This window comes from Methanolobus profundi (genome assembly GCF_900114835.1).
GTDB classification, from domain to species: Archaea; Halobacteriota; Methanosarcinia; order Methanosarcinales; family Methanosarcinaceae; genus Methanolobus; species Methanolobus profundi.
Window position 1 is genome coordinate 891,691 of the sequence record NZ_FOUJ01000001.1, and the last position, 16,777, is coordinate 908,467.

A 16,777-nucleotide genomic window follows, 5' to 3' on the forward strand; every position below is an offset into this window, starting at 1 on the left:
TGATCGCAAAAGTTACTATCTGAAAGAACAAAGTCCCAATCAGTTTTTATGTTATATATCCTAAAGCTACTGTGATCTTATGGATTACGAAAAGATTGGAAATAAAAAACGTACTGAAAATAAAGCCAATTCGGCAAGCATCGGCGTGTCAGGTGATTACAATGAACACGTCAGGCACCATCTGCGTGAGTTGCGCAACCGTCTTATTGTAATAATCCTTGCAATGCTTCTCTGTGTATTTGTCACATATCCTTTCACTGAATCTATGCTCATAAATGCGTGGAATGCATTTCTGGGCGAGAACATAGATATGAACATCTATACCCCATTCGAATGGATGTTCGCCAGAATAAAGATATCCTTGCTCATGGCGGTGGCATTCACACTGCCCTTTACGCTCTATGAGCTGTTCAGGTTCGCTTCAAGAGGATTATATCCTAACGAAAGGAGATTCATTAAGAGCGTGGTTCCTGTATCTTTCCTGTTCTTTATTGGAGGGGCTGCCATTGCATTGATATTCATTCTGCCTCTGATGTTCAACTACATCATTCTCTCATCTGACACTGTTGCCGAGAACCAGATATCTGTTAAGCAGACCGTCTCCATGGCCGTTACGCTCATGGCAGGTACAGGTCTTGTGTTCCAGATACCCGTACTGATGTTCTTTGCCACAAGAATGCAGCTTGTCAGGCATGCGACACTGAGAAAAATGAGAGTTCTGGTGTACGCGTCACTTCTGACACTTTCTCTATTTATAACACCGGACCCTACATTTATTGCACAACTTGTGTGTGCGGTCCTCTTGATAGTGTTATTTGAGATAGGATTACTTGTTTCAAAATAAACGAACAAAAAAGGTATATGTCAGAAAGAAATATTGGGGTTTAGTTGATACCATGATAGGTTCGCTAGAGATAGTTGTTGTACTGGTCGCTGCATTGCTAATCTTTGGCCCGGACAAGATACCAGAACTTGCGCGGGCAGCAGGGAAAGCATATGGTGACTTCCACAAAGCACAACTATCAGCTGAACTTGGCCTATCTGACCTCGACATTGAACCAAAGTCCAGAGAGAGAACTTCCTCTGCACAGACGGTTGTCGATGAGAGGATAAGGGAAATTGCAGGGTCAGCTGGAATAGATGTGCAGGATAAGAGCACTGAGGAACTTCTTGCCCTTATGGAAGAAGCTGCGAAGGCCAAATGACATTGAAAAACAGAATAAAAAACGGAGTCGTGAAAATATGATAGGCGGATTAGGCCCAACAGAGCTTATACTGATCTTTGCAGTGATATTTTTGCTTTTTGGTGCTGCCAAATTACCAGAACTTGCACGTTCCATGGGAACTTCCATGGGCGAGTTCAAAAAGGCACAGAAAGAGTCAGAGATATCAGTAAAAGAGTTCGAGCGTTCCCTCAAGAACCCTGGAGCTACAGAGACCCAGGAAACAAAGAAGGAAGCTGACGTTAAACAGGTAGCATCCAACCTTGGCATTGATACCACCGGAAAGAGCGATGATGAGCTCCTCACCGAGATCAACGCCATGCTGAAAAAGTGAGCTTAACACCTTAAGACTCACTTACTTTATGTTTTAATCCGTTTCTCATATTTACTAATTCTTACTAATAATACATAGTTATAGCTTATTTTTAAAGCTGAGACAAATAAAGATATTACTTAGAACATATTTCTTTGCCATGATTCCCATGTCCTTCCTAATCTAAGTATAAAATCGAAAAAATTCTCCTTGTATACATTAGTTTTGATATCTTGGACATCATAAATAAAAACCACATTACCGCTGTAACTAGGTTCAATATCATCATTCAAGGTACCAAAAGATTCTGAAAAGGTATCTGAATCAAGGTGATATTTTGAATCATCATCTAGCCAAGCAACAACAGCGACATATTTGTTATCATTAGAAATGTCAATGCACTGATATTTTACAACCTGGTCATAAGAGGCATGGTTTGATTCTATAATTAGAGAATCCATGTTCAAAATTTGCTTTTTGGCTGATAGATTCCATGCCATTAATGAACTTCCTTCAACAACAACTAAAAGTTCCCCATCAGATGAAAGAGCAATGTCCTCCGACGGATGGTTGATATGCCTTATTCGTAGAACCTCTTCATAATTGCTTGAATTCCAAACGATGACTTCACCATAGATAGTACCACCTGCTGCAAATATGCGCCCATCATCAGAAAATTGAATGTTGGCAACGGAACGCTCTTTAATAACTTTAGTTTCAAGCCCTGTATCCAGATCAAATATTACTATTCTGTCAGGATTTTTCCTATTCAAAAAACTGACTATCAGTGATTTATTATCAGGAGTAAAAGCAATAGAAGTTGCTTCACAATTATTGCTTTCAATAGTGTCAACTAAATTACCTGTATCCATATCCCACAGGCTTATAGTAGATGTTTCATTTTCCGGGTCCATTTCAGAAAGAGCAGCATAAGTTTTCCCATCTGCCGAGATTGCTATGTCCCATAATGCAGGAGTAGTCATATTGTGATATCTTATCACTTCTCCAGATTCGATATCGTGCACGATCAAATATGCTGAAGTTGCCTGATGACCCCAAAAATCATATTCATAGGAAGCAGTTAATAAATATCGTCCATCTGGAGAGTATTTTATTTTAGACAAAGAAGGTTCGGTACTTCCAAAAAGAGACATTAATCTGTATTTGTCAATATATTCAGGATCAAAACCAATATTTTCACCATTTAGAGTATCCCAGATTCTAATAGCACCATTATCATACCCTATTGCAATGTGTTGATTATCAGGAGAGAACTCAACAGATCTTCCGCTTACTTCATAGCCATAAGAGACTTTTACAGATTCTAGTTCCGCAGAAGCCAGAGGTATTAATAATGACAGTGAAATCACTGATAATAATAAAAAACTGAATATCTTGTTTTTGGAATACATGTTGATAGCTCTGTAAGATTAATTGAGATTTTGCAATTTACTTACTAAACTATTGTTATATTATTTCAATATGCTTAAATGATTTATACAGAGATAAAACAGATTTGCTTTAGAATAACGGATAAGTATAAACTAAAAACTTTGAGCCTGCTTTCAGGAGACTTTAGGAATAGTATTCACAACAGGCATTCCAGGCTGGCACATGACTCCAATGTAATTACTTTGTATTCTCACAGACACTTTTTTTAGCTTCCATGTACGAATTGATGGCTATATCCATTGTTCCATCAATGTCGATGATCTCCATGTCAAAGAGTCTTGCAAACTCGGAAGCGTTCCTATGAAAATTAGCATCTTTGTAGTTTTGGTTCTTTATCTTAAAAAGAAGGCTGTACATCGGACTGCTGAGATATTTACGGGCGTTCTGGAAAGATACAGTTGATCTGTAATCCGTTTCATTCATGCTTGACAGCCACATTGGAGTTGCATATATAGCACCTCTGCCATTGCCAAGTACCATCGTTTTCGTGTAAATTTCATTTCCACCAAGTGCTACGCTAACACAGTCATCAACAATGTTCTTTTCATCATCTCTCAGAAAATGAACAGGACAATCAAGCTTCTGTAGTTCATCCTGTACTTTTTCAGAACTATAGCCACATTTACCATAAAAAAGAAGGATGCCATCTGATATTTTTGACATTTCTTTTGCGTTCAGATACACTTCCGACTGCAAATTATCAATATCAGAATGCAGGTCCTTTCTCAGAAGATGAACGACAACCGTTAATTCTCGTTCTTTCTTCCGGTTTAACGAATTACAGATCTGCCTGAAGAATGGAATATTTAAAAGCATCTTCGTGAAACTATCGTGTGAGATACTATTGCTTTCTGAGACGACAGAGTATAGCCGGTCAGACGAAAATACAAAAGGCTTGAGATCTGCAGATCTGAGTTTTTGTACAAATCTGAAACTGTTCCTGTTCTCTACCACGAACAAACGTTTGATTTCAGGGTCCTTTGAGAGAACATAGACCAATTCATCCTCAAGCATTTCACAGGCAACTATACTTAAAAGTGGCATTATCATTTTTTACGTTGTTTTGTTCTTTAGTTCATCCTTTATTGAGAAATAGCATTTCTTGAATATCTCCTGATTCCCACTAACTTCAAAAGTGCTATATCCAAACAAACTGGCATATTCTTCGATCTTTGCATCAATATCCTTTACATATGTCAGGCCGGTATTGACCTTTGCAACCCTTGAATATCCAGCCATGTCGTTGACCATTTTAGCCATCTTAAGAGCTTTTTCAGGATCAGAGGCATATTTATCGATGCTTAGAAGTTCTCTCCATGAATTAGCATACATGGGTGTAAAGAAAAAAGCAGGTTCTTTACTGTGGGTTTTAAGCAGTTTCAGATAATTAGCTCCACCACCAACTGCAGCTCCAATGCAGTCATCCACAATTCGCACATCATCCCTTAGTATCCTGACAATGCAACCATCTTTTTCAAGGCAAAAATCCTCTTCTACTTTACCAAGGACATTACCACAAAGGCCGTAAAAAAGGAGGATACCATCGGAGAAAGGAACCATTTCCTCAATAGTCTGATAAACCTCGGATCTCAGTGTTTTTGGCACTGCATGAAGTCCGAGTTCCAGAATATTTACTATTATGACCAATCCATCTTTATCCGTCACATCTGGATGCTCTTGCATCTTTTCAAAAGGTATTACCTCATAAGGAACATGCTGTTCATTTAATTTTTCTCTAAACTCTGAAATATTTTCGTTCTCAACTATTATGATCCTATCAATTTCAGGATCATTGGTAAAAAGCCACACAATTTCATCCTGCATTATCTTACATGCGATGATACTCATAACAGACATTACAGATCTCCTCCTTTTTTGCGTATTTTATTTATTCAATTTTCTTTCAGCAAAAATAATATGCAACATATAATGCCTACCTACATGCAGATAGGCTGTAGCTAAATAAAAAAATCAATCCCTCCATCCAAGACCAGATTTTATTGAAGAAATTGACCTGACAAGTGTTTTTCTACCTTTAATACTGGCTAATAGTCTGGCCCCCATCAATGTTACGAATACATCTTCTGAACGTGTTTCTACTTGATCTGAAAAATCAAATTCCCCCTGTTCCAGACCAGTTCTCAGAACATTGGTGAGCCAGGCACGTATATCGTCCAGTAGTAATATCTCTTGCTTTTTAACTTTCTCAGGAAGTTCTTCAAAATCGATCATCACCGAACCGGGAGGACAGATACATTTTCCCTCCTCGAACTCCTGCAATGCATGATCGAAATAATATTGAAGCTGCTCACGGGCAGACTTTTTGGACCCATCCATTTGTGCAATAGCTATTGCCAGGTTCTTTCTTCTTTCTTCAAGTAAAGCAGCAACAAGATCTTCTTTTTTAGGATAATAATGATGTATTGAAGCATTTTTTATGCCAAGCTTCTGGGAAATATCCTTATAACTAAATCCATTATAGCCCCTGCATTGCAAAAAGTGTCCTGCATAATGGAGTATTTGTTGATTGGTAGAGTTAAGCTCGGTCATATTAATCAACATGTCCTCTTGTTCATTATATAGATGATATATATCCATACCTTAAATATCTACCTACATATAGGTAGGCAACAGTTAACTCGTTCTGCAAACACAATATTTGCACAGGGACATTTCTTCTGATATATGCTTACTCTTTACAGGACAATAATAAACTCCATTGTTCTCAAAGATCATCTGATCTTCAGTTACGTACATTCCCGGCGGATGAAGCGGTTCTTTCACTACAAAAGTAAGATATGTAGAAATAATACGAATGTATTCCTTCAGATCACTTTGACCAGGAGCATACGTGTCCATATACTTGCTGATCCTGAATGTAAGATCATCAAGCTGTCCAATGTCTATCTCTTCAGATAGATCAGTACAGTCCCTCTCTTTTAGCTCGGAAAATTTCCTATGGTTATACCTTACAAGATATTCGATATTGTATCGGGGACTTCCCGGAAGACTTTGAATACTATCTGCTTCATTTTCACTTGTACTTATTAAGTGCTCATAAGATAAGCTCTCAGCTTCTTTTTTTAACATAAGCAATAATTCATGTGAATTGATGTGAAATACCTCCAGAGTTTGCATATGAATATCTTTCAAGCTTATAGCTTCGTGTATACTATAAGTGCCTCTTAAAACAGACCCTAAAAAGCACCTTTTCATGGTGCTTCTCTTCAAAATACCGTATATAAAAGAACTATTTACAACACACATTATATAAAGCAAATGACACACACTTGTTAGTTAAAATAGACATATGTATATAGTTTAACGCAACATTCACTCATAGATCTTCATCGGAGGATAATAATGAGTGAAAACAGAACGATCTTAGCAGTACTTTTTATCGCATTGACCATGGCCTCAGTATTGGTTTCCGGATGCATGGGCGATGCATCGATATCCCAGAGTATCCTGACACCTGAGGAAACAGAGAATGAAGCAGAAATGATCACAGTCCAGGATTCTCTTGGCAGGAACGTAGAAGTCCCTAAAGATCCGGAATCGGTCATATGTTCCGGTGCAGGAGGACTTAGATACCTGACATATCTTCAGGCAGAGGATAGAATAGTTGCAGTGGACAGCAGCGAACACAAAGTATCGGTTGGTAAAGCCTATGCAGTTGTGAATTCCTATTTTGAAAGCTACCCGATGTTTGGGAAGAACGGAGAGAATCTGGAAACCATCCTTAACCTTGACCCACAGCCACAGGTGATCTTCACAATGTATACCACCAACGGATATGACCCTGATGAAATGCAGGATAAGACCGGTATTCCTGTCATTGCCCTGAAAGAAGGAGATATGGTGAACAACCGGGAAGATATGTACCAGATACTTCGCATCATGGGTGAAGTAATGGATAAAGAGGAAAGGGCAGAAGAGGTCATATCATTCTTTGACTCGAACATAGCAGAACTCAATGAACGTACAGAGAACATACCTGATGAAGAAAAGATAACATGCTATGCCGGTGGTGTCGGAAGTTCAAGCGCATATGACTTCCTGCGTACAGACTCAAATTACCCTGCACTGTACTTCATTAACGCGAACAATGTAGCATATAACCCGGAAAATATGAGTGTTGAGAAGATATCAAAGGAAAGCATACTCGTATGGGACCCTGAGATTGTATTTGTTGAACTCAGACCAAGTATGTTCGACGGGGAGAACTACGCACCATACCAGCTTGAACATGATGAGGCATACAGCCAGCTTCAGGCAGTACAGAATGAGAACGTGTATGGAATGTTACCTTACAAATTCTACTCCCATAACCCCGATACTGCTCTAGTGAATGCATACTTTGCAGGAACAATACTCTTCCCGGAACAATTTGAAGATATCACAGTAGAGGATAAAGCTGCAGAGATCTATGGATTCCTTGTTTGTGAAGGTGACAAAGAAAAAGGGATGTCAGTCTATGAGACAATGCTGACCATCTCCGACACACCTGTATATGAGAGTATAGAATTCGAATAAAGAAAAGTAGGTAAATAATATCGATTCCAAAAATAAAGGAACAGGTAACAGATACCTGCTCCTTATCATCAGTTGTTCTGCGTATCCCACCAGATCCGGACCCTTCTGGTAGAACCATCGAATATGTAATTCCCATTTTCTTTTTTAAGAACATTTTCCAGATATTCTTCCATTACCTGTTTGTGAACATCGTTCTCCAGAGAGAAATGGAATGAAAGTTTGTCTACAGCATCCTCCAAACTCTCATATACCTCGGTCCTTCCAAGTGTGAACACTTCCATGTTAGGGTGAATTCCCATCTGATAGAGCAAGTTAAAAAGTATATCACAATGGGGTTTTTGACAATATTCGGTCCCATGCAGTTTGGGCCATATCTCCCTGAAATGTTCATCTCTGGCAGTATTTCCGGCAAACCAGTAGAGATAGACCTTTCCTGAAGCCACTGAGAGCATATCCTCTATTGCCCTGCGTATGTCAGGCATACCAAGAGAAAAGGATGCAATTATCACATCATAAGGTCCGTCAAGGTCTTTTTCAACATCAATATCCTCCCATCTTTTCTTGATAAGGGAAATATTATCGCGCTTATATTCAGTGATGTTATCCTCAAACACTTCGATCATACCTTTTGATGGCTCTACAGCAGTTACATGTCCCACCTTTTCAGAAAGCGGAATAGCAAGTGAACCCGGACCTGCACCAATATCAAGAACCCTTGAATCCGGAGTGATCTCCAGAGCACTGATAACTTCCCTTGCTCTTTTCTGGTCATCCCGAAGGGACATCTCCCAGAATCGTTTTGCACTTTCCTTTTCTTCCCAGATAGAAGCACATTCTTTCCTGTTACCGCTTTCCAGATGCATTCTCATCTGTTCTGTCCAGACATTACCCCAATCTATATCCTGATGGTTCATAGTTATCCTCTCCTTGATATCATACCGGAATCACAACTGAAACATCCTGAAAATTCTCTATTGTTACAGGTACCCCGTAAACCTCTCCGATAATATCAGGAGTGATCTCATCCATACTTCCTGCTGCAAATATAGTTCCATTTTTAAGGAACAGGAACTTGTCCGAGTACCTGAAAGCCAGATTAAGGTCATGCATTGTCATGATGGCTGAGACATTTTCCTTCCTGACAACATCCCTTACCGTATCCAGTATCTCAAGCTGATTTCTAAGATCAAGACTGCTTGTAGGTTCATCCAGCAGAAGCAGTTTGGGATTCTGGGCTATAGCACGTGCAATACCTACTTTCTGGAGCTCTCCACCGCTGAGCTCATCGATATAGCGCAGAGCCATCTCTTCAAGATGCAATTTCTTGATGGTACTCTCAACTATCATAACATCATCAGGAGTAATGCTCCATTTCATGTGTGGCATCCTTCCAAGAAGTACTGCATCAAAGGCGGTCAGTCTTGCAGGTTCACAACGCTGTGGCACATAACCAAGACGTCTTGCTATCTCTATCTGCTCCAGTTCGAGAACATTTTCCTTTTCTATCAGGACAGCTCCCTTCTTTGGCTTGAGGATAGCGTTCATACATTTCAGAAGTGTGGTCTTGCCCACACCGTTCGGTCCAAGTATGGAAAGGATCTCGTTCTTTTTAAGTTCGAACCTGATATCCTTCAATACTTCCTTACTTTTATACTGGAATTCCACTCCTTCCACTTCTAATATCATATTCTTCTTCCTCCTAATATCAGGTAGATAAATGTAGGTGCACCCAAAAAAGAGGTCAGCACCGCAACCGGTAACTGGTATGGTTCGATCAGCATCCTTGCAGCAGTATCAGCACTGAGCAGAAGCAACGAACCTATTATGAGACTTGCCACTATCAGGAAACGGTGGTCATCCCCTACGATCCTGCGGGCCATGTGAGGACAGATCAGACCTACAAAACCAATGACCCCCAGAAAGGAAACAATGATGGCGGTTACAAGGGAAGCACACATCATACCCCTCAGCCTCACCTGTTCAACATTGACACCAAGTCCTTTTGCAGTCTCATCCCCGGCATCTATGGCGTTGTATTTCCATCGTTCAAGTGTAAAATATATTATAGATAGGACCACTACGAAAGTGATAAGCGCAAGTTCTCCCCAGCTTGCTCTGGAAACATCCCCGAAGGTCCAGAAAACAATAGATGCAAGCTGCGTATCATCAGCAAAATATTGCAGCAGCATAGTTCCTGCTGTAAAAAGCGAACCCATGGCAACCCCTACTAAGATCATAACCTCAGGTGTAACTCCCCTTAACCGGGAGAAAGCAAGGATCATCACAGTAACAAGAAGGGAAAATCCAAATGCTACTATCGTAGTGATGTAAGGATTGCTGATAGTAACAGCACTGCCAACGTTCGTGTGTGTTGCTCCGGTTCCCAGCACCATTACCGAGAATGCTGCTCCAAAGGCTGCTGCATTTGAGATCCCAAGTGTGAAAGGAGATCCAAGAGGGTTCCTGAGAATGGATTGCATTACAACACCAGCTACTGAAAGCCCGGCACCGGCTACAATGGCAGTGAGCACCTGAGGTAGGCGTATGTTCCAGATAATGCTGTCCCATCGCTGTGAGACCTTATTTCCAAAAAGGGTCTGCATCACTTCCAGTACTGGAATGTCAACAGGACCCAATGAAATTGATATCACCATTAGAATAAATAAAAGAACGATACCGGCTAGTATATACGTTATCTTCTTTCCGGTATGTTCTTTGTAACGACGGGCGATCTCGCCCGAGCTAGTGTCCATTTTTTCACCGTTTTCTTTTATTCTTATACATCCAGCTTTGTGAATGCAGGAATGTCATAGGCATTGATCATAGAATCATAGATCTCCCTGCCTTTTTCTTCATCTCCCTGGCAAACAAGGAATGTGTAGATCTCCACAGTCTTCTCTTCAAGAGATACATCCTCAAATCTGTCAGGATAGAGTGTCTTGCCTGCAAAGTAAGAGTCTGCAATTACTGAACCAAAGTTGGTTGCATATTTATTGAACGGCAGGACCCCATACACATTTCCAGACCGTACTGCCTGAAGCTGACTGTATGATCCATCATCCCTGAGCAGACTGACACCGCTTCTTTCATCTCCGCATTCTATGGTGTTTAGATCAAGGAATATCATATCAGGATCCCACTCAATGATCTTTTCCTTGGAAACATCTGCAACATTGATGTTCGTATCACCATAAGCGACATTCAATGCGTTGGTGAAAAGGAATGGAGGATATGTTGCTTCTGTGGACTGGAAACCCTGTGGTCCTCCTGAACGTCCGATACCACCTACATAACATGTTGGCCTGTCTTCCTCTGCGACATCTTCTGTGCGTGTATCAAGATCCTCTAATGCCTCATCGAAGAATGAGATCACTTCTTCAGCACGTTCTTCTTTCCCTACGACCTGGCCAATTATCCTGATACTAAGATCAAGTTCGTCCCTGTTCTCTGCCAGATCCCCGGTATAGATAACAACAACCGGAATACCTGTCTTCTCCTGAAGTTCTTCGGGGTCGTATCCCATTGCAGAATATGTCTTAATAATAACATCAGGAAGAGGGTCAAGGGAAAGTATCTTTTCAGGGTCATCCTGACCTCTGGTCTCACCGAATATGGCATAATCCGTGGCAAATTGCGGGTTTGCAAGTGAGTATGGCTTTGCATTGGAGGCAGTGCTTGTTGTTTCCCCTCTCTCTATCCCCACTATCATATCCTGAGCTTCAAGATACGTAAGAAGCCTGAGTGAACCGACACCCGAACATATCACATGTTCAGTTGATGCAGGGATCTCCACTTCTCTGCCAAGGGCATCGGTGATAGTAACTGTTGTAACTTCTTCCTGTGTCTGTATACTTTGTGATGTATACGAATCAGTACAACCTGATATTAGAACTGATATCGCGATCAACGCAAATAAAAAGCACATGAACTGAGTTTTGTTTCCTTTCATTTTGTTTCTCCAAAATAGTAAATGTCAAAAGTTGTATGCAAATTAACTATATATGTGTTCTTATTCTAAACAAACAAAAATCAAAATAATAAAGTATATATCACATAATACTAACAAACATGATACGTATTACAAAATGATGAGAGCTAGAAGATTGAACTAGTAATTAGTACATATATGAACATTATCTATCTGGCAAAAATCTCATTTTGATATTTTAAGAAGATCAGAGTACATCCAGATCAGACAAACAGATCAAATATCAGTTTATTTTGGTGTTGCTGTCGGTTCTTGTGTAATTGGGTGGGGTTCTGTCCGTGATCTTTTTCAGGAGAAATTCATATGAAAAAAATTGTTAAATTCATGTTTGTAGTATCGGTCCTGATGGCTATGTTCATTGTACCGGTAAGTGCAGAAGACGTAACTTACAAGATCCGAAGTAGTGTATATGACAGTACAGATACTTCTACAGCAGCAGGAGACCACTATTGGGATGCAAATAGTTTTTCAGGATTCTGGTATCCAATAAAACCCGGTCTTTCAAGTGAGGTTCTTTACATTCACAACAGCGTGAACTCTTCAGAAATGATCCAGCTTGGAGATACCATCAAAGAAGGCGATCTCTACTATGTGGCTAAACCACAAAAGAAAAAATCAAAGATAGCAGGTTCAGATGACGGAGGAACCTTTGTAGTTGATGATGTTGATCTGGAGTTCATCTATCAGATGGGATTCTTCGGTCCGGGGTATCTGGTCATGCCTGAAGATCCTTCAGACCCTTCACAGGGATGCAAACCAGATGAAATTGCCAAAATAATGTTACAATTTGATAGTGATGATAAGAAACAGATGTTCTCCGGGGAAGAATGGGAACTGGCAGGCGGATGGACATTTGTCGTAGACCAGGTCGATGTCGAAGGAGAAAAGGTCTGGGTGCATCTGAAGAAAAATGGTGAGGAAATTGATAGTGGTGTAATTTGTGCATCTGCAAATATGACCAACATGGAAAAAACCTATCTCTATAAGGACAGCGATGATAATCCTGTGTTCTATTGTACTGTAGAATCAATATTCAGCGGCACAGATACAAACTTTGCTGTTTTCAAATATGCTTTCCTCCGAGGAGATATCACCACTATTGAGAGTGATGCAACATATGGTATTTTCGATGTGGAAGGTTTTAAAGTACCTGCTCTTATGGACGGTATTGACTATGCAGGAAGCGGAAAAGGTACTGTTCTTCACACAGATGATGATGCTGTTGTCCTTTCCAGCAATAAGGCAGTGACATTGAGCCCTGATAAACAGATCGATCTGCACGCTGGTCTTTACCTTCAAACAGAAGATACCGATGCACCATGCCTGAAGATGTCACTCTGGAAAACCTGTACCATAAAGGTTGAGGATACAGCAACAGAAACGGAGAAAGACACAGAGGTAGTTGTTGTAGACCTTGCAGAAGAGGATACAACAGAAAAAGAGGAAAGTACCCTTGCAGACACAACTGATGAGATAGAGGCCCAGACAGATGAAGAGGTCGAAGAGGTTGCTGTAGAGAGTTCAGTCTCTGCACCTGGATTTGGATCTATTTTGGGGTTTATTGGATTAGCTGGTGCAGCACTTATCCGAAAATGAGTATCCTGAGAAGAAAAATAGCTGAATGCTGAGATTCAGCATTCTTCAACTTTTTATAGTTAAATTAAGAACAATATTGAGCCTGCTCTTCAGCAGACCCTTGGAATTGGATCGCCAACAGGCATTCCAAGCTGACGAAGACTTCCTATGGATGTCCTGAGAAGCACCTTGCCTGTATTCTCGCTGACAGCCTTGCCAACTATACGGGCATTTGCACCATATTTGTGAGACCTGAGCAGCTCAAGCACCTCTTCGGCATATTCTGGTCTGACACCTATAACGGCCTTTCCTTCATTTGCTATCTCAAGAGGGTTCAGTCCGAGCATCTCACAAGCTGTGTTCACTGCCATATCAACAGGAATATCACTTTCTTCAAGGACAATACCTACACCACTCTTCTGCGCCATCTCATTGATGGATGAGGCCAGTCCACCTCTTGTTGGGTCCTTCATGGCTGTGATAACAGGCTGGTTATCTTCTGTCCTTAAACTGAGTGGTCCTTTCAGGAGATCATTGACAGGTGAAACATCTGAGACGAGCTTTGTCTCGAAATCAAAGCCTTCCCTGTGGGAAAGTAATGCAATTCCATGGTCTCCGAGATTACCAGTTACTATGATGGTATCCCCTGCTGAGAGTCCGTTATCCCTGATAACCTTAGGAGCAATTCCCACTCCTGTGGTGTTGATAACCATAGAATCAAGTTTGTTACCCTGGATCGTCTTGGTATCACCGGTGATTATAGCAACTCCGGCTTCCTCTGCTGCAAGGTTCATAGATTTCATAATATCTTCAAAAACTGAGAGTTCGAACCCTTCAGGAAGAATAATGGCACATGTCAGTGCCAGTGGTCTTGCACCCATGACCGTCAGGTCGTTAACAGTTCCACAGACCGCCAGTTTTCCTATATCTCCGCCAGGGAAGAAAAGAGGATCCACAACATGGCTGTCAGTTGTCATAACAAGTTCAGCTCCATCTTCCAGTTCTTCCGGAAGGGAGATCGTAGAACCATCATCAAGATCATCAAGGCCAACAGTTCCGGCAGAACGTTGGGTTATGTTCTTCAGGATCATGCCACCGATCAGTTCCTGCATGAACTGCCCACCGGCACCATGTTCCATTGTTATCGTTTTTTTAGAGGACATTTATATCAGTCCTTTTTGCGCTCATCAGCAAAGGATGAGATAGTTGAGAACCACTGGTTCATGCTCTCAGCATCGTGTATAGATGTCTTCAGGACAGGTATCTCAGAATTAAGATGTCTGACATCTGCTTCCATCTTTTCCGTGCTGGCAAACACTGCCTCTGCAAGGTCCTTCTTGTGAATAATAGCAATGTCTGTGCTCTTGAAGATAACAGGATGTTTCAGGACAATATCATCACCTTCGGTTACACTTACCACAACAACACGCAGGTGCTCACCAAGCTGGTAATCAGCAGGACAGATGAGGTTACCGACGTTCTCCATGAGCAGAATATCGATGTTCTTGAGGTCGAGGGATTTCAAAGCTTTCTCAACCAGTTTAGCATCGAGATGACATTCTCTTCCTGTGTTCACAGGTATGGTGGTGACACCGAGCTTTGCTATCCTTCCTGCATCCATATCAGCGATAACATCTCCGGCTATCACAGCTATGCGGTATTTCTTACCCAGCTCTGTGATGGTTCTTTCAATGAGCGTGGTCTTTCCTGAACCTATAGCACCCATGAAATTGATGGCAAGAACCCCGTTCTTGTCCAGTTTTTCCTTGTTCTTCTTTGCAAGTTTGTCGTTGGCCTTGAGAACATCATGGCCCACATTGATCACATGCATTAACATAATAAGTTTCTCCTATTGTTCAATATCAATGCTTTCGATGATAAGTTCACGCCCGCCTGAAGCATGCATCATTTTCCCGCATTCGGGACATGGCACCTCAAGGAAGGCCCTGATATCATCGACAACCTCGTCACCTCTGGTGCAGAATTTATCACCGCTGTCTGAAAAACCACACTGGCACTCCATATCAGGATAGATCTCATTGAGTATTATCTCAGCACCCTGAGCAATATTATCGCTTACAAGGGCTTCAAGACAGAACATCAACTGGTCCGGGTTCACATGGGTCAGTTTACCCACGCCCACGGTTATCGAGTTCACGCTCTTTGCCTGATTGGACTCTGAAATAGAGACCACGTTATCCATGATCTCACATGCCAGTGAATACTCATGCATCCTCAACACCTCTGTAGCGATACCAGTTATAGCACATGCCTTCCTGGCTTACCATACAGGAACCAACTGGGTTGGCAGGGTTGCACTTCTTTGTGAAAAGAGGACAATCGCTCGGTTTTTCCTTTCCTTTCAGTATCTCAGCACAGCGACAGAGAGAGGATGCGGAATTCTCGTATGAGATATCTTTCACTTTCTCATTGATGAGGTCCTCATAGATCACTGCTGCATCATACATTGCGAACTCAGGTCTTAGCTTCATACCGGAATCCTTTATTGTCCCGATGCCACGCCAGTCAGAATCAATGACCTCGAATACCTTTTCCATCATTTCCTGAGCACGTCGGTTCCCTTCGTTTTTCACGGCTCTTGGATATGCATTCTCAACAGTATGGTTACCAGATCTCTGCTGTTCGAGTACCATGAGAATGGAAAGAAGTAGTTCATCAGCCTCGAATCCTGCTGCAATTACTGGAAAACCCTTTTCGGCAAATTGGTCGAAAGGATGTATACCTATAATAGTGCAGACATGACCAGGAGCAATGAAAGCATCTACCTCGATCTCATCGATAAGTTCGTTCATTGCAGGGATGGTCAGTTTGTGGGACAATAGCAGACTAAAGTTCCCAGGTGGTTTTCGAAGGACTGCTGCTGCATTGGTAGGTGCAGTGGTCTCAAAACCAATAGCAAAGAACACAACCTTGCTCTCAGGTTCCTTCTCTGCAATGGCAATGGCATCATCGATACTGTACACCATTCTCACATCAGCTCCCCTTGAACGGGCTTCCATGAGACTGCCATTACTTCCCGGAACACGCATCATGTCCCCGAAGGAAGTGAGGATCACACCAGACTCGGCCAGTGCTATTGCACGATCGATCTCCTGTTCAGGAGTGACACAGACCGGGCATCCCGGACCACTGAGCACTTCTATTTCTTCAGGTAGCACATCGCGCATACTATACTTTGAGATGGTCCTCTCGTGTGTCCCGCAGATGTGCATGATCCTGACAGGACGTGAGATATCACGTATCTTATCCAGGAGTTCTGACTCAGCAGACATCCTGTTCTCCTTCCATAAGCTCGCCTATGAGCTCAAGGGTTTCTTTTCCTTCTTCTTCTGTAAGCAAAGAGATAGCATAACCAACATGCACCAGGACATACTGCCCAAGAAGCGTATCATCGCATTCGCCAAGAAGATCGAGCTTGATCTTCCTTTCAACGCCTCCAAAATCAACCATGGCAGTATATTCATCCAGCAGTGAGGTCACTTTGCCGGGAATTGCAATACACATGGGTTTGAATTAGCATTATAGGTATATAAAAGATACTTACTCAAAAACTGAATAGCTATTAGAAATTATTATTGAATATTATAAAAAATTAAAGACAGTCGGAAACCTTTATTAGCATAAACAATCATGATAATCGCGTTCAAATATTCACAATCCAAATTCGTC

General features: G+C 41.4%; 19 protein-coding genes. 5 read left to right on the plus strand and 14 right to left on the minus strand.

Going from position 1 to position 16,777, the window contains the following annotated elements; genetic code table 11:
* Positions 1–79 precede the first annotated feature (79 nt).
* Genes tatC through tatA form a run of 3 tightly spaced genes read left to right on the plus strand, consistent with a single transcriptional unit; the run spans position 80 to position 1,557 of the window.
* Positions 80–844: a twin-arginine translocase subunit TatC gene (gene tatC / locus BM008_RS04115; RefSeq protein ID WP_091933524.1), complete on the plus strand. Its 765-nt coding sequence runs from the start codon at positions 80–82 to the stop codon at positions 842–844.
* A 52-nt stretch (positions 845–896) separates the two neighbouring features.
* Complete coding sequence (locus BM008_RS15200) at positions 897–1,205, plus strand: twin-arginine translocase TatA/TatE family subunit (RefSeq protein ID WP_091934206.1); 309 nt, start codon at positions 897–899, stop codon at positions 1,203–1,205.
* A 37-nt stretch (positions 1,206–1,242) separates the two neighbouring features.
* A complete protein-coding gene (gene tatA / locus BM008_RS04125) occupies positions 1,243–1,557 on the plus strand; it encodes a twin-arginine translocase TatA/TatE family subunit (protein WP_091933526.1) in 315 nt (104 codons plus the stop codon).
* Between the two features lie 119 nt (positions 1,558–1,676).
* On the opposite strand, the gene BM008_RS04130 is transcribed toward tatA, so the two are convergent.
* The 5 genes from BM008_RS04130 to BM008_RS04150 all read right to left on the minus strand — a co-directional run bounded on the left by BM008_RS04130 (position 1,677) and on the right by BM008_RS04150 (position 6,255).
* Positions 1,677–2,948, minus strand: coding sequence for a WD40 repeat domain-containing protein (locus BM008_RS04130; RefSeq protein ID WP_091933529.1), 1,272 nt, complete (start codon positions 2,946–2,948; stop codon positions 1,677–1,679).
* Positions 2,949–3,165: 217 nt separating this feature from the next.
* Positions 3,166–4,038, minus strand: coding sequence for a DUF1638 domain-containing protein (locus BM008_RS04135; protein ID WP_091933532.1), 873 nt, complete (start codon positions 4,036–4,038; stop codon positions 3,166–3,168).
* 3 nt (positions 4,039–4,041) lie between these two features.
* Positions 4,042–4,845 carry a DUF1638 domain-containing protein gene (locus tag BM008_RS04140; protein WP_091933535.1) on the minus strand — a complete coding sequence of 268 codons (804 nt, stop codon included), beginning with the start codon at positions 4,843–4,845 and terminating at the stop codon, positions 4,042–4,044.
* A 114-nt stretch (positions 4,846–4,959) separates the two neighbouring features.
* Positions 4,960–5,538, minus strand: coding sequence for a TetR/AcrR family transcriptional regulator (locus BM008_RS04145; protein ID WP_091934209.1), 579 nt, complete (start codon positions 5,536–5,538; stop codon positions 4,960–4,962).
* Positions 5,539–5,622: 84 nt separating this feature from the next.
* On the minus strand, positions 5,623–6,255 hold the full coding sequence (locus BM008_RS04150) for a DUF2115 family protein (protein ID WP_342707564.1): 633 nt from the start codon (positions 6,253–6,255) through the stop codon (positions 5,623–5,625).
* A 96-nt stretch (positions 6,256–6,351) separates the two neighbouring features.
* Between BM008_RS04150 and BM008_RS04155 the strand changes: the two genes are divergently transcribed.
* A complete protein-coding gene (locus tag BM008_RS04155) occupies positions 6,352–7,524 on the plus strand; it encodes an ABC transporter substrate-binding protein (RefSeq protein WP_091933543.1) in 1,173 nt (390 codons plus the stop codon).
* A 68-nt stretch (positions 7,525–7,592) separates the two neighbouring features.
* On the opposite strand, the gene BM008_RS04160 is transcribed toward BM008_RS04155, so the two are convergent.
* From BM008_RS04160 to BM008_RS04175, 4 genes are read right to left on the minus strand one after another with little or no spacing between them, the layout of a single operon-like run.
* On the minus strand, positions 7,593–8,438 hold the full coding sequence (locus BM008_RS04160) for a class I SAM-dependent methyltransferase (protein ID WP_091933546.1): 846 nt from the start codon (positions 8,436–8,438) through the stop codon (positions 7,593–7,595).
* A 19-nt stretch (positions 8,439–8,457) separates the two neighbouring features.
* Positions 8,458–9,210, minus strand: a complete 753-nt coding sequence (locus BM008_RS04165) for an ABC transporter ATP-binding protein (RefSeq protein WP_091933549.1) — start codon at positions 9,208–9,210, stop codon at positions 8,458–8,460.
* A complete protein-coding gene (locus BM008_RS04170; RefSeq protein WP_091933551.1) occupies positions 9,207–10,277 on the minus strand; it encodes a FecCD family ABC transporter permease in 1,071 nt (356 codons plus the stop codon). Before BM008_RS04170 ends, BM008_RS04165 begins: the two co-directional genes overlap by 4 nt.
* A 23-nt stretch (positions 10,278–10,300) precedes the next feature.
* Positions 10,301–11,473, minus strand: a complete 1,173-nt coding sequence (locus BM008_RS04175; RefSeq protein ID WP_245747858.1) for an iron ABC transporter substrate-binding protein — start codon at positions 11,471–11,473, stop codon at positions 10,301–10,303.
* A gap of 342 nt (positions 11,474–11,815) precedes the next feature.
* Between BM008_RS04175 and BM008_RS04180 the strand changes: the two genes are divergently transcribed.
* Positions 11,816–13,108, plus strand: coding sequence for an S-layer protein domain-containing protein (locus BM008_RS04180; RefSeq protein WP_091933554.1), 1,293 nt, complete (start codon positions 11,816–11,818; stop codon positions 13,106–13,108).
* An 89-nt stretch (positions 13,109–13,197) separates the two neighbouring features.
* Here BM008_RS04180 and hypE read toward each other — a convergent pair whose 3' ends face one another.
* The 5 genes from hypE to BM008_RS04205 are packed head-to-tail and all read right to left on the minus strand — an operon-like array spanning position 13,198 to position 16,612.
* Positions 13,198–14,250: a hydrogenase expression/formation protein HypE gene (gene hypE / locus BM008_RS04185; protein ID WP_091933557.1), complete on the minus strand. Its 1,053-nt coding sequence runs from the start codon at positions 14,248–14,250 to the stop codon at positions 13,198–13,200.
* Positions 14,251–14,255: 5 nt separating this feature from the next.
* Positions 14,256–14,924 carry a hydrogenase nickel incorporation protein HypB gene (gene hypB / locus BM008_RS04190; protein WP_245747860.1) on the minus strand — a complete coding sequence of 223 codons (669 nt, stop codon included), beginning with the start codon at positions 14,922–14,924 and terminating at the stop codon, positions 14,256–14,258.
* 12 nt (positions 14,925–14,936) lie between these two features.
* Entirely contained in the window at positions 14,937–15,320 is a 384-nt protein-coding gene (locus BM008_RS04195; protein ID WP_091933560.1) for a hydrogenase/urease maturation nickel metallochaperone HypA, read from the minus strand.
* Positions 15,313–16,380, minus strand: coding sequence for a hydrogenase formation protein HypD (gene hypD / locus BM008_RS04200; RefSeq protein ID WP_091933563.1), 1,068 nt, complete (start codon positions 16,378–16,380; stop codon positions 15,313–15,315). The genes BM008_RS04195 and hypD overlap by 8 nt, the downstream gene beginning before the upstream one ends.
* Positions 16,370–16,612 (minus strand): HypC/HybG/HupF family hydrogenase formation chaperone, encoded by a 243-nt coding sequence (locus BM008_RS04205; RefSeq protein WP_091933566.1) that lies wholly within the window; start codon positions 16,610–16,612, stop codon positions 16,370–16,372. Before BM008_RS04205 ends, hypD begins: the two co-directional genes overlap by 11 nt.
* Positions 16,613–16,777 lie beyond the last annotated feature (165 nt).

Coding starts and splice junctions, on each gene's coding strand:
- tatC (WP_091933524.1), top strand. CDS start 80: ATGGATTACGAAAAGATTGGAAATAAAAAACGTACTGAAAATAAAGCC.
- BM008_RS15200 (WP_091934206.1), top strand. CDS start 897: ATGATAGGTTCGCTAGAGATAGTTGTTGTACTGGTCGCTGCATTGCTA.
- tatA (WP_091933526.1), top strand. CDS start 1,243: ATGATAGGCGGATTAGGCCCAACAGAGCTTATACTGATCTTTGCAGTG.
- BM008_RS04130 (WP_091933529.1), bottom strand. CDS start 2,948: ATGTATTCCAAAAACAAGATATTCAGTTTTTTATTATTATCAGTGATT.
- BM008_RS04135 (WP_091933532.1), bottom strand. CDS start 4,038: ATGATAATGCCACTTTTAAGTATAGTTGCCTGTGAAATGCTTGAGGAT.
- BM008_RS04140 (WP_091933535.1), bottom strand. CDS start 4,845: ATGTCTGTTATGAGTATCATCGCATGTAAGATAATGCAGGATGAAATT.
- BM008_RS04145 (WP_091934209.1), bottom strand. CDS start 5,538: ATGACCGAGCTTAACTCTACCAATCAACAAATACTCCATTATGCAGGA.
- BM008_RS04150 (WP_342707564.1), bottom strand. CDS start 6,255: ATGTGTGTTGTAAATAGTTCTTTTATATACGGTATTTTGAAGAGAAGC.
- BM008_RS04155 (WP_091933543.1), top strand. CDS start 6,352: ATGAGTGAAAACAGAACGATCTTAGCAGTACTTTTTATCGCATTGACC.
- BM008_RS04160 (WP_091933546.1), bottom strand. CDS start 8,438: ATGAACCATCAGGATATAGATTGGGGTAATGTCTGGACAGAACAGATG.
- BM008_RS04165 (WP_091933549.1), bottom strand. CDS start 9,210: ATGATATTAGAAGTGGAAGGAGTGGAATTCCAGTATAAAAGTAAGGAA.
- BM008_RS04170 (WP_091933551.1), bottom strand. CDS start 10,277: ATGGACACTAGCTCGGGCGAGATCGCCCGTCGTTACAAAGAACATACC.
- BM008_RS04175 (WP_245747858.1), bottom strand. CDS start 11,473: ATGAAAGGAAACAAAACTCAGTTCATGTGCTTTTTATTTGCGTTGATC.
- BM008_RS04180 (WP_091933554.1), top strand. CDS start 11,816: ATGAAAAAAATTGTTAAATTCATGTTTGTAGTATCGGTCCTGATGGCT.
- hypE (WP_091933557.1), bottom strand. CDS start 14,250: ATGTCCTCTAAAAAAACGATAACAATGGAACATGGTGCCGGTGGGCAG.
- hypB (WP_245747860.1), bottom strand. CDS start 14,924: ATGTTAATGCATGTGATCAATGTGGGCCATGATGTTCTCAAGGCCAAC.
- BM008_RS04195 (WP_091933560.1), bottom strand. CDS start 15,320: ATGCATGAGTATTCACTGGCATGTGAGATCATGGATAACGTGGTCTCT.
- hypD (WP_091933563.1), bottom strand. CDS start 16,380: ATGTCTGCTGAGTCAGAACTCCTGGATAAGATACGTGATATCTCACGT.
- BM008_RS04205 (WP_091933566.1), bottom strand. CDS start 16,612: ATGTGTATTGCAATTCCCGGCAAAGTGACCTCACTGCTGGATGAATAT.